This is a genomic window from Nonomuraea deserti (assembly GCF_004348685.1).
Classification (GTDB): Bacteria; Actinomycetota; Actinomycetes; order Streptosporangiales; family Streptosporangiaceae; genus Nonomuraea; species Nonomuraea deserti.
Map to the genome: position 1 here is coordinate 72,929 of NZ_SMKO01000011.1, position 14,180 is coordinate 87,108.

The 14,180-nt window shown below is 73.2% G+C and carries 14 protein-coding genes; 4 read left to right on the plus strand and 10 right to left on the minus strand.

The features are described from left to right. The first annotated feature begins 28 nt into the window (after positions 1–28). Both E1292_RS07240 and E1292_RS07245 read left to right on the plus strand, forming a co-directional pair. Complete coding sequence (locus E1292_RS07240; protein WP_132593306.1) at positions 29–793, plus strand: ABC transporter permease; 765 nt, start codon at positions 29–31, stop codon at positions 791–793. A gap of 211 nt (positions 794–1,004) precedes the next feature. Next, the gene (locus E1292_RS07245) at positions 1,005–2,486 is read left to right on the plus strand and encodes a cryptochrome/photolyase family protein (RefSeq protein ID WP_132593383.1); all 1,482 of its coding nucleotides are present in this window, start codon (positions 1,005–1,007) and stop codon (positions 2,484–2,486) included. 135 nt (positions 2,487–2,621) lie between these two features. On the opposite strand, the gene E1292_RS07250 is transcribed toward E1292_RS07245, so the two are convergent. Then, positions 2,622–2,891 (minus strand): RNA polymerase sigma factor, encoded by a 270-nt coding sequence (locus E1292_RS07250; RefSeq protein WP_246089973.1) that lies wholly within the window; start codon positions 2,889–2,891, stop codon positions 2,622–2,624. Between the two features lie 123 nt (positions 2,892–3,014). Then, positions 3,015–4,196 (minus strand): MFS transporter, encoded by a 1,182-nt coding sequence (locus E1292_RS07255; protein WP_132593308.1) that lies wholly within the window; start codon positions 4,194–4,196, stop codon positions 3,015–3,017. Positions 4,197–4,308: 112 nt separating this feature from the next. Between E1292_RS07255 and E1292_RS07260 the strand changes: the two genes are divergently transcribed. Then, on the plus strand, positions 4,309–5,244 hold the full coding sequence (locus E1292_RS07260; RefSeq protein WP_132593310.1) for an EamA family transporter: 936 nt from the start codon (positions 4,309–4,311) through the stop codon (positions 5,242–5,244). Positions 5,245–5,628: 384 nt separating this feature from the next. Here the strand turns inward: E1292_RS07260 and E1292_RS07265 are convergent, their stop codons facing one another. Genes E1292_RS07265 through E1292_RS07295 form a run of 8 tightly spaced genes read right to left on the minus strand, consistent with a single transcriptional unit; the run spans position 5,629 to position 13,016 of the window. Beyond that, on the minus strand, positions 5,629–6,297 hold the full coding sequence (locus E1292_RS07265; protein ID WP_132593312.1) for a GntR family transcriptional regulator: 669 nt from the start codon (positions 6,295–6,297) through the stop codon (positions 5,629–5,631). A 14-nt stretch (positions 6,298–6,311) separates the two neighbouring features. After that, a complete protein-coding gene (locus E1292_RS07270) occupies positions 6,312–7,256 on the minus strand; it encodes an ornithine cyclodeaminase family protein (protein ID WP_132593314.1) in 945 nt (314 codons plus the stop codon). Continuing rightward, positions 7,253–8,245 carry a proline racemase family protein gene (locus E1292_RS07275; protein WP_246089974.1) on the minus strand — a complete coding sequence of 331 codons (993 nt, stop codon included), beginning with the start codon at positions 8,243–8,245 and terminating at the stop codon, positions 7,253–7,255. The genes E1292_RS07270 and E1292_RS07275 overlap by 4 nt, the downstream gene beginning before the upstream one ends. After that, complete coding sequence (locus E1292_RS07280) at positions 8,242–9,243, minus strand: proline racemase family protein (RefSeq protein ID WP_132593316.1); 1,002 nt, start codon at positions 9,241–9,243, stop codon at positions 8,242–8,244. The genes E1292_RS07275 and E1292_RS07280 overlap by 4 nt, the downstream gene beginning before the upstream one ends. Beyond that, entirely contained in the window at positions 9,240–10,001 is a 762-nt protein-coding gene (locus E1292_RS07285) for a dihydrodipicolinate synthase family protein (protein ID WP_246089975.1), read from the minus strand. The genes E1292_RS07280 and E1292_RS07285 overlap by 4 nt, the downstream gene beginning before the upstream one ends. Further along, on the minus strand, positions 9,998–11,623 hold the full coding sequence (locus tag E1292_RS53535; protein WP_165974425.1) for an FAD-dependent oxidoreductase: 1,626 nt from the start codon (positions 11,621–11,623) through the stop codon (positions 9,998–10,000). The genes E1292_RS07285 and E1292_RS53535 overlap by 4 nt, the downstream gene beginning before the upstream one ends. After that, on the minus strand, positions 11,620–11,862 hold the full coding sequence (locus E1292_RS50940; protein WP_165974426.1) for a (2Fe-2S)-binding protein: 243 nt from the start codon (positions 11,860–11,862) through the stop codon (positions 11,620–11,622). The genes E1292_RS53535 and E1292_RS50940 overlap by 4 nt, the downstream gene beginning before the upstream one ends. Further along, positions 11,859–13,016 carry an NAD(P)/FAD-dependent oxidoreductase gene (locus E1292_RS07295; protein WP_246089977.1) on the minus strand — a complete coding sequence of 386 codons (1,158 nt, stop codon included), beginning with the start codon at positions 13,014–13,016 and terminating at the stop codon, positions 11,859–11,861. Before E1292_RS07295 ends, E1292_RS50940 begins: the two co-directional genes overlap by 4 nt. A 105-nt stretch (positions 13,017–13,121) precedes the next feature. Between E1292_RS07295 and E1292_RS07300 the strand changes: the two genes are divergently transcribed. Then, a complete protein-coding gene (locus E1292_RS07300; protein ID WP_132593322.1) occupies positions 13,122–14,108 on the plus strand; it encodes a COX15/CtaA family protein in 987 nt (328 codons plus the stop codon). Positions 14,109–14,180 lie beyond the last annotated feature (72 nt).

Sequence of the window (14,180 nt, forward strand, 5' to 3'; positions counted from 1 at the left end):
CGCTCGGCCCGCACCCGCTGGAGGCGCGATGACCACGCTGGACTTCACCCCCGCGCCCGGTGCGGCGCCGTTCACGCGCATGGTGTTCGCGCAGGCGCGCGCCGAGGTCCGCGCGACCCTCCGCAACGGCGAGCAGCTGGCGCTCACGCTGGTCCTCCCGGTGTTGCTGCTGACGGGGTTCTCGATGATGCCGCTGATCGACGTCGGCGGCAGCCGGGTCGACTTCCTGACGCCCGGCGTGCTGGCCCTGGCCGTCATGTCCACGGCGTTCACCGGCCAGGCCATCGCGACCGGGTTCGAGCGCCGCTACGGCGTGCTGAAGCGGCTGGGCGCGACGCCGCTGTCCAGAGCCGGTCTCATGCTCGCCAAGACGGCCGCCGTCGTGGCCGTGGAGGTCATCCAGGCCGTCGTGATCGTGGCCGTGGGGCTGGCGCTGGGGTGGCGGCCGCACGGGTCGTTCCTGAGCGCCGCGCTGCTCATCGTGGTCGGCACGGCGGCGTTCAGCGGCCTGGGGCTGCTCATGGCGGGCACGCTGCGCGCCGAGGCGACGCTGGCCGCCGCCAACCTCGTCTACCTCGTGCTGCTGGGCGCGGGCGGGGTCGTCTTCCCGCTGTCGAAGTTCCCCGAGGGGATGCGGCCGGTGCTGGAGATCCTGCCGATCTCGGCGCTGACCGGCGGGCTGCGATCGGTGCTCGCGGGGGGCGCGGCGCTGCCGCTCGTCCCGCTGGCGGTGCTGGCGGCGTGGGCGGTGCTGTCGCTGGGGCTGGTCTCGCGCACCTTCCGCTGGGAGTGAAGGAGAGCCCCGGGCGGCGATGACCGCGAGCCGGGGCGCGATGGTGAGGGACCCGAGGTGACACGCCGCCCAGGCTTTCATCGAGCCCGCTGCTCGCCACAACCTTTACGGCTTCCAGCCGTTGCGATGGACATGCCGCTCCCTCTCGAGCGGTAGGTAAGGGCCCGAGGCATAGGAGGAGAACACCCCCTCTCGTACAGGACAGTGAGTGATGAGCACCGAGGGCAGGCGTTGGATCTTCGCCGATCAGCTGGGGGAGCACTTCCTCGACGCGGCCGACCAGCCGGTGCTGCTGATCGAGTCGCGGGCCGTGCTGCGCCGCAGAAAATTCCACCGTCAGAAGGCCCACCTGGTGCTCTCGGCACTGCGGCACCGTGCGGCCGAGCTCGGTGACCGCGCCGCCTTCATCCGGAGCGACACCTACAGCGAGGCGCTCGCCCGCGTGCGCGAGCCCCTGACGGTGTGCCGTCCCACCTCACACACCGCAGCGGACTTCGTCGCCGGGCTGCCGAACGTCACCGTGCTGGAGCCGCGCGGATTCGCCAGCACAGAGGCAGAGTTCGCCCGTTGGGCGCAGGAGCGCAGGCGGGGACGTCTGCTGATGGAGGACTTCTACCGGGACGCCAGGCGACGGCTGGACGTGCTCATGGAAGGGGACGAGCCCGTCGGCGGACGGTGGAACCTCGACACCGAGAACCGACAGCCTCCTCCCCCGGGCGGGATGGACGCCCTCAGCCCCTGGCGGCCCACAGAGGACGAGATCGACGAGCAGGTCCGTCACGATCTCTCCCGGTGGGAACGCGACGGCGACATGGCCTTCGTCGGCCGTGACGCACCCCGCGCTTTCCCCGCCACCCGGGCCGAGGCCCTCGCCGCACTGGAAGACTTCACGACCCATCGGCTGCCCCGCTTCGGCCCTCACCAGGACGCCATGCTCGCGGACGACCCGGTGATGGCGCACAGTCTCCTGTCTGCCGCGCTGAACCTTGGCCTGCTCGGCCCCATGGAGTGCGTGCGCGCGGCCGAGGCGGCCTATCTCGCGGCGCGGGCGCCGCTGGCGAGCGTGGAGGGGTACATCCGCCAGGTCATCGGCTGGCGTGACTACATCTGGCACCTGTACTGGCACCTGGGCCCCTCCTACCGCGAGGAGAACCGGCTGGCCGCCGAGCTCCGGCCGCCTGAATGGTTCCGCGAACTGGACGCCGGATCGGTGCAGGCCCGCTGCCTGTCATGGGCGTTGGAGCAAGTTCGTGACCACGCGTTCACCCATCACATCGTCCGCCTGATGGTGCTCGGCAACTACGCCCTCCAGCGCGGGTTCCACCCCGGCGACATGGCCGACTGGTTCCACCGCTGCTTCGTCGACGGGTACGACTGGGTGATGATCCCCAACGTCGTCGGCATGTCCCAGTATGCCGATGGCGGCACCCTGGCCACCAAGCCGTACGCGGCGGGCGGCGCCTACATCAACCGGATGAGCGACTTCTGCGGCGAGTGCCGCTACCGTCCGACCGAGCGCACCGGCGAGGCGGCGTGCCCCTTCACCGCAGGCTACTGGTGGTTCCTGGCCCGTAATGAGCACCGTCTCAAAGGCAACCATCGCGTGGCCGTCCAGCTCAAGAACCTGCACCGGCTGTCCGACATCGACGAGGTGTGCGCACGCGAGCGGGACCGGGGAACCGATCCGCCGTGACCCGGGGTACCGGCCGCAGATCGACGTCCAGGCCGACCGCGTGGAGCGCCTCGGTGAGTCTGTAGTGGCCGGCGAACGGATCCTTGATGCGGGCGGCGCTTCCCGGGCCCTACCGGGCGAACCAGCGAAAGCAGCTCACGGTCGTCGTCGGACAGGCCGCGCTACTCCATACAGCCAGAGCCTGGCCTCCTGCTCCGGCGGCAGTTCGTCCACCCGGCGCCAGGCGATGGTAAAGGTCTCCGCCACGACGTGGGCCGTGTACTGCGGAGAGTCACAGCGGCGTGCGGCATAGGCTGCGATCCGGTCGCGTGTCTCCCCGTAGACGACCTCGAACGTGGCTACCCGGTTGTCATCCACGGGCGGTTCCCATGGCTGGTCTTCTTCGTAAGTACGAAACTCGAACATCCTCTACATGGCGCAAGAAGCCCGTCATTTCGCGTGACTTTGAGAGATCTTCAGAGTTGGCGAATCGGCCCCCCGCCCCGTCACACGGAGCGGTCGGCCTCACCTCAGCCGAAGGCCGAAGCGCTACCGACGACCCTGGTAGCGGCGCCTGGCGAGCGCGGCCACCACGGTCAGCGGGACCGCCGCGCCCGCCGCCAGGCCGAACAGCAGCGCGTACCTCCCGTGGTCGGCCAGCGGCCCGGCCGCCCATGACGCCGCCGCGCTGCCCACGAACAGCGCCGAGGCGAAGAACGCGATCGTCGTCCCCCTCGCCTCCGGCACCACGGAGGTGGCCCACGTCTGCAGCGACGAGTGCAGGAACGACCAGCCGCCGCCGAGCAGCAGCGCCGTCACGGTCACGGTCGGCAGGCTCACGTGCACGGTCACGATCGCGAAGCCGGCGCACAGCTGCGCGCCGCCCACGGTCATCAGCAGCGGCGCGGGCCAGCGTCCCACCAGCCGCTTGACGAGCTTGGACAGCGCCCACAGACCCAGCCCGTACGCGGTGATGGCGAGCCCGGCCACGGCGGCGGCGAACCCGGCGTGCTGCAGCGCGGTGGCCAGGAAGGGCATGACGCCGAGCAGGATCGCCCCTTCGACGAACGCCAGCCCGAACACCAGCAGCGCCCAGCCGTGCCCGAGCACCGCCCCCAGGTAGCGGCCCACGCCCCGCGCGGCGCCCGCGGGCCCGGCGCGGGGCGGCTCGGGCAGCGAGCGGAGCGCGAACGCGCAGACCAGCGCGCAGGCGGCGGGCACCACGAACGCCACCCGCCAGTTCAGCAGGCCGGCGAGCACCCCGCCGAGGCCGGTGGCCAGGGCGGTGCCGAGGGAGGCGGCGGCCATCAGGTCCGTGAGCGCGCGCTGCCGGATCGACGCCCGGACCGTGTCGCCCACGTACGTCAAGCTGGTGGGGATCACCGCGCCGAAGCAGGCCCCGGCGACGATCCTGGCCGCCACCAGCGCCCCGAGCACGGGCATGAGGGCGGAGACCAGCCCTGCCAGCGCCGCGCCGAGCAGCGCTCCGCGCATCACCCGTACCCGGCCGAACCGGTCGGACAGCAGCCCCCACAACGGCTGGGACAGCCCGTAGGCCAAGTAGTAGCCGCTGGCGGCGGCGACGGACGCCGACAGCGACACGTCCAGGTCCTCGGCGATCAGCACGAGCATGGGGGTGACGGCGAAGCGGTCGAAGCTGCTGACGAACGACGACACGGACAGGGCAGCCGGCGGCCGCTCGATGCTCACGGGGAGGTCAGGGGCTCTCATGCGTCCATAGTTCGTTTGTCTAACTAAGAGATCGAGTACCACTCTAAGTGTGGGAATGTCGTAGGGCGTCAGTAGGCTCTAAGGGTTGTCCTTCTCACAGGTGAGGAGATCCGTGTCCGCCTTCGCCCTCGACGACCCGTTCGATCGCCGCCCCGGACTGTCGCGGCCGGGCAGCGTGCTGCGCGCGGCCGCCGACTCGATACCGCCCTCCAGCCTCGTCCTGCTGGGGATCTTCAGCGTGCAGCTCGGCGCCGGATTCGCCAAGGAGCTGTTCGCGGCGCTGCCTCCGAGCGCGGTGGTGTTCCTGCGCATCGCGGCAGGGGCGCTCATCCTGGGCGCGTTCGTCAGGCCGCGGCTCAAAGGGCTGGCCGGGCGCGACTGGGCGCTGGGCATCGGCTTCGGCGCGACGCTCGCGCTGATGAACCTCTCCTTCTACGAGGCCCTGTCGCGGCTGCCGATGGGGATCGCCGTGGCCGTCGAGTTCCTCGGGCCGCTGGGCGTGGCGGTGGCGGCCTCCCGGCGCAGGCTCGACCTGCTGTGGGTGGGCCTGGCCGGCGCGGGCGTGGTGCTGCTCGCCCCCTGGGGGCAGTCGGCGTCGGTGAGCTGGGCGGGGATCGCCTTCGCGATGCTGGCGGGGGCCTGCTGGGCCGGATACATCCTGCTGTCGGCGGCGGCCGGGCAGCGTTTTCCCGGCACGAGCGGGCTGTCGTTCGCGATGATCGTGTCGGCCGTGGTGGTCGCCCCCGTCGGGATCACGACCGGCGGGGCCGACCTGCTCCAGCCCGAGCTGCTGCTGATCGGCCTCGGCGTGGGGCTGCTGTCGTCGGTTATCCCCTACTCGCTGGAGCTGCAGGCGCTGCGGCGCATGCCCAAGCGGGTGTTCGGCATCCTGATGAGCATGGAACCGGCCGCGGCGGCGCTGATCGGGGTGCTGCTGCTGAGCGAGTTCCTGCACGTGCAGCAGTGGGCGGCGATCCTCTGCATCGTGGCCGCGAGCCTCGGCTCGACGCGGATGGCCGACCGCGTGAGCAGGCGCGGGAAATCGTGAGCGGGCGCAGGAGACAGTGTCCGCACCCGCGTGACAGGTCCGCGTGACAGGTCCGCATGACGGGCCCACGTGATGGGCCGCCGCGCGCCCGTGGGATGGGGTCTCGGGCGCGCGGCGGGGGGCTCGGCCTCGGTGGGCGGGTGTGCCGAGCCCGGTGAAGGTCAGCGGAGTGCGGGAGTCCGCTTGACCAGGCTGACGCCACCACCCGGCAGCGGGAGTGGCGTGGTCCGGTGGTCCGATGGACCAGGACGACAGGGCCGCCGGGCGCCCGCGCGAGGCGCCGCTCAGCCGGCCCGCATCGAGGTTACCTCGATCAGGGAGCGCACGATCCCTAAATGTCGGAACTTACCGCTCGGATCGCGGGCCAACCCGGCATCGCCGGGCTCAGTGCTCGGCCCAGATGCCGCGTACGTGACCGATGTGCTCTTCCATGATCTGGCTGACGGCGGCGGCGTCGCCGCTCTTGAGCGCGTCGAGCAGCGCCAGGTGCTCCCTGGCCGAGTCGGCCAGCGTGCCCCGCTCGGAGAGCTGCGACAGCCCGTAGAGCCTGGCCCTGGTGCGCAGGTCACGCACCACGGAGACCAGGTGGGCGTTGCCGCACAGGGCCAGCAGCTCGACGTGGAAACGCAGATCGGCGTCGACGTACGCCAGCAGGTCGCCCCGCTCGCTGGCCGAGACGATCTCCTCGGCGACGGGCCTGAGCCGCTCGAACTCCTCGGCCCGCGCGCTGTCGGCCAGCCTGGCCACCGTGGGCACCTCGATGAGCTGGCGGATCTCGGTGAGCTCGTCGAGATCGCGGTCGGACAGCTCGGTCACCCGGAAACCCTTGTTGCGCACCGCCTCGACCAGGCCCTCCTTGGCCAGGTCGAGCATGGCCTCGCGGACGGGCGTGGCCGAGACGCCGAACTGGGCGGCCAGCACCGGCGCGGAGTAGACCACCCCCGGCCGCATCTCACCCGTGATCAGCGCGGCGCGCAGCGCATGAGCGACCTGCTCCCGCAGGCTCTGCCGCTCCCCCACCATCGGCAGGTCGAGCCGGTCCTCGGCGACCATCCCGCCACCCCCTCCTACGTCCAGGCCTCGTAAGCGGCAGCCGCGACCACGAGGTCCTCCCACGCCATGCCCGTGCCTTTGAACACGCGCGGCCCCGGCCCTGCGAGCACTCTTCCGGCGATCAGGTCCGCGAGGTTGCCGGCGAGATGACCAGTCGTGATCGTACCTTGGCGGATCGGGACGATCAGGTCACCCGCCTCCTCCATGGCGGCCGCCCTGGCCTCGACGACCACGGTGGCACGCGCGACGAGATCGCCGTCGAGCTCGCGGGCGCCGGGCTCGTGCGACCCTACGGCGACGACGGTGGCGCCGTCGCGGGCGAGCTTACCGGGGAACAGGGGTTCCCTGGCGGTGGTGCAGCACGCCACGAGGTCGGCCCCGGCCACCGCCTCATGGCTCTCGCCGTCCTCGGCCGAGGTCAGCGCCCGCGCGTCCAGCCCGAGCGCGCGGCAGTGCCCGGCGAGCGCCTCGGCGCGTCCGGGATCGCGCCCGACGACCGTCACTTCCGCGACGGGCGCCACCTCGCGCAACGCCGCCACGTGCCCCCACGCCTGCGGCCCGCTGCCGTACACCACCAGCCGCCGCGCCCCCGGCTGGGCCAGGTGGCGGACGGCCAGCGCCGAGACGGCGGGCGTGCGCAGCGAGGTGAGCGCGATCCCGTCCATGGCCGCGAGCGGGGCCAGCGTCCCGCCGTCCAGCAGCAGGTACGTCCCCTGGATCCGGGGCAGCCCCCGCCCCGGGTTGGCCGGCGCGACGGTGGCGGCCTTCACCCCCGCGTACCGCCCGGCCGCGGCGGGCATCAGCAGCAGTTGCCCGGCGGGCACGTCCACGACCGACCGTTGCGGCGTGTCCTCCGGGTCGAGCCCGGCCCTGAGGGCGTCCTCGAGAACCTGTACGGCCCGCCCGGGCGGCACCAGCCGCTCCAGCGTGGCGGCGTCGAGATACGGCAGCGTGCTCATCGCAGGGTGAACCCCGTTCCCATCGGATCGTCGGGATCGAGCTCGAAGGAGTGCCGCCCGGTCCGGTACGCCATGCCCTCGATCTCCGGGACGACCGCGCCCTCGGTGACGCCGGCCACCCGGGCGCGGAAGGTGCTGCCGACGACGCTGGTGTGGATCAGCGGGCCGCGCAGGCCCGAGTCGTGCAGCAGCGCCAGCCGGGCGGCGGTGCCCGACCCGCAGGGCGAGCGGTCCACCTCCCCGTCGGCGAACACCGCCACGTTGCGCTGGTGCGCCACGCCGTCCACGTCGGGCAGCTCGTCGTAGAAGATCACGCCGTAGACGCCGGAGAGCCGGTCGTCGGAGGGATGCCGGGAGGCGGGGTGGCCGGCCAGGTCGGCCTTGACGCGCCGGGCGTGCTCGATGAGCGCGGGCAGGTGCCGTGGCTCCACCGACAGCCCCACCGCCGCGGCGGGCACCGAGGCGTAGATGGCGCCGCCGTAGGAGACGTCGGCCGTCACCCCTCCGGCCGGCACGCCGCGGGCGATCACGAACGACGGCACGCTGACGAACGTCACCGCGCGCACGCGGCCACCGGAGCAGCGCACCCGGGCCGTGACGCGGCCCGACGGCACGTCGATGACCACGTCCGTCTCGCCGTCGGGAGCCGCGCCGGCCAGGCCCTCGCGCACCGCGTGGACGCCCAGCGCGATCGTGCCGTGGCCGCAGGCGGTGGAGAAGCCGTCCTTGTGCCAGAACAGCGCGCCGAACCGCGCGCCGGGGTCGTCGGGAGGGACCAGGAAGCACCCGTACATGTCGGCATGGCCCCGCGGCTCGTGGCACAGCAGCCGCCGCACGTGGTCGAACTCCGCCATCGCCGTGGAGCGGCGGTCGAGCACGCTGGAGCCGGGGATCTCGGGCACGCCGCCGGTCACGATCCTGAACGGCTCGCCGCCCGTGTGGTAGTCGACCGTCGTGATCGCGTCGCGTGGACCGGGCGCGCGGCTCACAGCTCGAACCCCGCGGGGAAGGGGTCGCGGGGGTCGAGGAAGTACTGGGCGGTGCCGGTGATCCAGGCGCGGCCGGTGATCGACGGCACCACCGCGGGTCCGCCGCCCACAGTGGTCTCCTCCAGCACCCGGCCGATGAACCGGGTGCCGATGAACGACTCGTTCACGAAGTCCCGCCCGAGCGGCAGCTCGCCGCGGGCGTGCAGCTGCGCCATGCGGGCGCTGGTGCCGGTGCCGCACGGCGAGCGGTCGAACCAGCCGGGGTGGATGGCCATGGCGTGCCGCGAGTGGTGGGCGTCGGAGCCGGGCGCGGCGAAATAGACGTGGTGGCAGCCGCGGATGCGGTCGTCCTCGCGGTGCACGGGCTCGTCGGCGGCGTTGACGGCCTCCATGGTGGCCAGACCGGCCGCGATGATCTCGTTCTTGGCCTTGCGGTCGAACGGCAGGCCGTAGGAGCCGAGGTCGACGATCGCGTAGAAGTTGCCGCCGTAGGCCAGGTCGTACGGGATCGTCCCGAACCCCGGCACGGTCACGGCGGCGTCCAGCCGGTCGCAGTAGGAGGGCACGTTGCGCAGCGTCACCGACGTGGCCATGCCGTCCTCGACGGCCACGTCCACCGCCACCAGCCCGGCGGGCACCTCCAGGCGCACGGTGGTGACCGGCTCGGTGACCTCCACCATGCCGGTCTCGACCAGCACGGTGGCCACGCCGATGGTTCCGTGCCCGCACATCGGCAACAACCCCGACACCTCGATGAACAGCACACCCCAGTCGGCGTCCGGCCGGGTGGGCGGCTGCAGGATGGCGCCGCTCATCGCCGAGTGGCCGCGCGGCTCGGTCATCAGCAGCGTGCGGATGTGGTCGAGATGGTCGCGGAAGTAGACGCGCCGCTCGGCCATGCCGGCGCCGGGGATCACGCCCACGCCGCCGGTGATCACCCGCGTGGGCATGCCCTCGGTGTGGGAGTCGACGGCGTGGAAAACGCGCTTGGTCCTCATCGCAGCCCTTCCGCCAGTGCCTTTCCGGTCGCCGCCCGCACAATAGCGGTCTGCTCCTCCGTGAGCGGCTGCCGGGGCGGCCTGCACGGCCCGCCGTAGCGGCCCGCCACGTCCATGGACAGCTTGATGGCCTGGACGAACTCGCTCTTCGAGTCCCAGCGCAGCAGCGGGTGGAGCGCGCGGTAGAGCGGCAGCGCGGTGTCGAGGTCGCCCGCGACCGCGGCCTCGTAGAGCGCGACGCCGGAGACCGGCAGCGCGTTCGGGTAGCCGGCGATCCAGCCCACCGCCCCGGCCACGGCCAGTTCGAGCAGCACGTCGTCCGAGCCGATCAGCACGTCGAGCCCTGGCGCCAGCTCGGCGATCTCGTACGCCCGCCGCGGATCCCCCGTGAACTCCTTGACCGCCACGATGAGCCCCTCCTCGTGCAGCCTGGCCAGCAGCGCGGGGGTCAGGTCGACCTTGGTGTCGTACGGGTTGTTGTAGGCCACCACCGGCACGCCCGCCCCGGCCATCACGTTGCGCCCGCCGACCGCCTCGGCGGCGGTCTCGATCACCCGGGCCCGCTCCCGCGGGGTCAGCGTCTGGTACTCGCCGAGCGATCCGTTCGCCACGACGCCGTCGCAGCCGCTGCCGGTCAGCCAGCGGCAGTGGGCGGCGTAGGCGTCGAAGTCGACCGGCAGGCCGTCGCCGTCGCCGCGCATCGGCAGCGCGGTGGCCACCATGACGCCGTGCCAGGGCTTGCTGCGGTGTTCCGTCACGAGCTCCTCCGGGGGTTCGGGTGAGGGGGTGGATCGTCCGCGGGGGCCCGATCGCTCGCCTCGCCGCTCTCGCTGAGCGCGCCGAGGGTGACCGGCTGGGCGATGGGGCGGCGGGGCGGCCGCGGCGGCTCCCCCGCCAGGCAGGAGACGGCGTATCCGCAGATGCGGCCCTGGCACCAGCCCATGCCCGGCCGGGCCAGCAACTTGACGGAGCGCGCGTCGGTCGCGCCGAGGTCCTGCGCCTCGCGTACGCGGGCCAGCGGCACCTCCTCGCACCGGCACACCAGCGTGTCGTCGCGCAGCCACCCTTGCCAGCCCGGTTCGACGGGGTAGGCCCGCTGCAACGCCTCCCCGAATGCCCGCCACCGCGCCCGCCGCCGCACGAGAACCCCAGGCACCACGGGCACCCCGGGCTCCCCCGGCTCCCCGGGCATTTCCAACTCCCCGGGCATTTCCAACTCCCCGGGCACTTCTGGCTCCCCGGGCATTTCTTGCTCCCCGGGCCTCCCGGCAGCAGCCGCCGGATCGCCGCCGGGCGCCGGAGCACGCGCCGTCGTCAGGTCACCGCGAGGGCCCGCTGCCGCGTCCGTGGACGGCGCCGGGGCGGTCCGGGGTGCCGTCCCGTGGCCGGCCACGATGGCCAGGCCGGCGATGCGGCCCTCCAGTTCGGACAGCCGCCACCCGCCGACCCCCGTGGGCTCGCCCGCCGCCCAGACGCCCGGGACGGTGGTGCGCTGGGCGGCGTCCACGCTGAGCACGGGGCTGCCGTCCACGTCGTGCCGGGTCTCGCAGCCGAGTTGCGTGCCCAGCTCGATCTGCGGCACGAAACCGTACCCGGCGGCCACGGTGTCGCACTCGACGACGCGGGTGGCGAGGACGTTCCACGCCTTGTCGAGGCGGGCCACGGTGACGGCCTCCACCTCGCGCTCGCCGTGCGCCGCGACCACCGCCTGGCGGGTGCGGTACGGCACCCGGTGCCGGGCCAGGCCCACCGCGTACCGTACCGCTTCGCCCGCTTTGTCCAGGGCCAGGAGCGGCTGCCTGACCAGCCCGAGCCCCACGCCGGCCTCGAACACGCCGAGCACACGCGCCCCCGCCCCGGCCAGCCCGCAGGCCACCGGGAGCAGGAACGGCCCGGTGCCGGAGACGACGATCCGCCGGCCCGCCACGACGCCGCTGCCCTTGAGCAGCGCCTGCGCGCCGCCGGCGGTGAGCACGCCGGGCAGGTCCCATCCGGGGAAGGGCAGCGGCCGGTCGTACGCGCCGGTGGCGATGAGCAGCCGCCGCGCCCGCACGGCGACCGTCCGCTCACCCGCCCCGCCGCCCGGCGCGGAGGAGGAGCGCGTCACGCAGTGCACGACCAGGGTCCCGTCCGGTTCGCGGGCGGCGCTCCACGCCTGGTGCCGCAGCAGCACGTCGGCACGCTCGCCCAGGGCCCGTCCCTGGCGCAGGAACCGGCCGAGCCCGGGCTCCGCGCCCGGGACGGCGGAGTGGCGGAAGTACTGGCCGCCGAGCCGCGCGCCGGAGTCCACGAGCGCCACCCGCAGGCCCGCCCGCGCCGCCGTGAGCGCGCCCGCGACCCCCGCGGGCCCGCCGCCGATCACCACGAGGTCGTACGTCACGACGTCGTCACCTCGTCCCCCGGCGCGGCCTCCAGGAGGCAGGCCCGCTCGGGCGCGCGCCCGTTGACGGAGATCAGGCAGTCGAAGCAGACGCCGATCCCGCAGAACAGCCCTCTGGGCCGCCCGCCGAAGCGGGTGCTGCGCCACGACCGCACGCCGGCCGCGTGCAGGGCCGCGCCGATCGTCTGCCCGGGGACGACCGGCACGGACCGGCCGTCGACCGTGATGTGGAACGTCACTGGTCCTCCTCGGAGAAACGTCCGGGCCGGAAGGGGCTCAGGTCGAGGTCGGGCTCCTGGCCGGCGACGAGCTGGGCGAGCAGGTGCCCGGTCGCGGGGGCGAGCCCGATCCCCGCGCCTTCGTGCCCGCACGCGTGGTAGAGCCCGGGCACGCGCGGGTCGGCGCCGATGACGGGCAGGTGGTCGGGACAGTACGGCCGGAACCCGCAGTAGGACCTGATGGCCCGCACCTCGCGCAGCGCCGGGAAGAGCGCGACCGCCTGCCCGGCCAGCCGCGCGAGCACCGGCACCGACGTCGTCCGGTCGAAGCCGACCCGTTCCCTGCTGGCCCCGATGAGCACGGTCCCCGCGGGGGTGCCCTCGACGACGGCGGACGTCTCCAGTCCCGCCGAGTCGCTGGCGACGTTCGTGACGTAGGCGGCGGTGTAGACCTTGTGCCTGATCAGCGGCTCGGGCAGGGGTTCGGTGACGAGGATGAACCCGCGCCTGGGCAGGATCGGCAGGTCGGCGCCCGCCAGCGCGGCCACCTCGCCGCCCCAGGTGCCCGCCGCGTTGATCACCGCTCCGCCGCGGACGTCGCCTTGCGTGGTGCGCACGCCCGTCACCCGGCCGCTCGAACGCGTGAACCCGGTCACCGCGGCGCCCAGCCGCAGGCGCAGCGTGCCGCGGCCGTAGCTGCGTGCCCCGTGCCCGAGCAGGGCGGCGGCGGCCAGCATGGGCTGCACCTGGGCGTCCTGCGGGTAGTGGACGCCGCCGGCGAGGTCGCCGGCCAGGTGCGGCTCGTAGTCGCGCAACGATCCGGCGGGCACGAGGGTGTGCTCGACGTCGTGCTTGGCGGCCTGTTCGGCGGCGAGGTCGGCGAGCCGCTCCTGGACCTCGGGGGTCTCGGCGACGACGAGCCCGCCCTTGGCCTCGAACTCGAACCCGCCGTTACCGCCGTGCCGCTCCGCCAGCGAGCGCCACAGCCGGTTCGACAGGACGGCCAGCTCCAGCTCGGGCCCGGGTTCCTTGTCGGACACCAGGACGTTGCCCTCGCCCGAGCCGGTCGTGCCGCCCGCCACGGGGCCACGGTCGATCACGGTCACGTCGAGTCCCGCCCGTGCGGCGTAGTAGGCGCAGGCCGCTCCCACCACGCCGGCGCCGACGACGATCACGTCGGACAAAAACCACCACCTCCCAAACAGTAATATGTCACATACTCAATGACCTTGAGAAGCCCCGTTCCAGGGACCGGCCCGCCCGGCCCTTACCATCGATACGTGAAGCTACCCACGGACCATCCCCACCCCTTCGTGCGCCGCCTGTTCTCCTTCTGGGCGCCCACCGAGAGGTCGATGCGCGGCTGGGCCATGGCCTCGGTGGTGGTCAACGCGGGCATCACGGTGACGGGCGCGGGAGTGCGGGTCACCGGCTCCGGGCTGGGCTGCCCGACCTGGCCGAGGTGCACGCCCGACAGCTTCATCCCGGTCGCGCACCCCGAGGTCTCACCGCTCAACATGGCCGTCGAGTTCGGCAACCGGCTGCTCACCTTCCTGGTGCTGGCCGTGGGGGTCGCGTGCGTGCTGTCCGCGCTGCGGATGACGCCGCGCAGGCGCTCGCTGGTGCTGCTGGCCTGGCTCCAGCCGGTCGGCATCGTGGCCCAGGCGCTGTGGGGCGGGCTGGTGGTCAACACCATGCTCAACCCGTTCACGGTGGGCATGCACTTCCTGATCTCCAGCGGCCTGATCGCCGCCTGCTGGGTGCTGTACGCCCGCGCGGGCGAGGGCGACGGCCCCGCGCGCCGGGTGACGCACCGCGACATCAGGCGGCTCGGCCACGTGCTGCTCGCGGCGGTGTTCGTGCTGCTGGTGGCCGGCGTGGTGGTGAGCGGCACGGGGCCGCACTCGGGCGACGCCATGGCCTCCCGCTTCGACCTCGACATCGAGATCGTGGCGCGCGTCCACGCCGACATCGCCTACGTCGTGGTGGGGCTGACGTTCGCGCTGGCGTTCGCGCTGCACGTGAACAACGCCCCGCGCCCCGCACGCCGGGCGGCGCTGGTGCTCTTCGCGGTGGAGCTGGCCCAGGGCGTGATCGGCTACACCCAGTATTTCCTGGCCGTGCCCGCCATGCTGGTCCTGCTCCACGTCCTCGGCTCGACGCTGGTCTGGATCGCCGCGCTGCGGGTGGTCACCTCGCTGCGCACGCGTGCCCCTGAGACCGCGCCCGCCGGCCCCTCCCCCACCGCGGCGCACGCCGCCGTCTGAGGGGAAATCGCGTGGTTTCTGGCGTTAGGTCCGCCACTCCCCCGGCCTGGGACAGGTGCGTTTTGCGGGGAT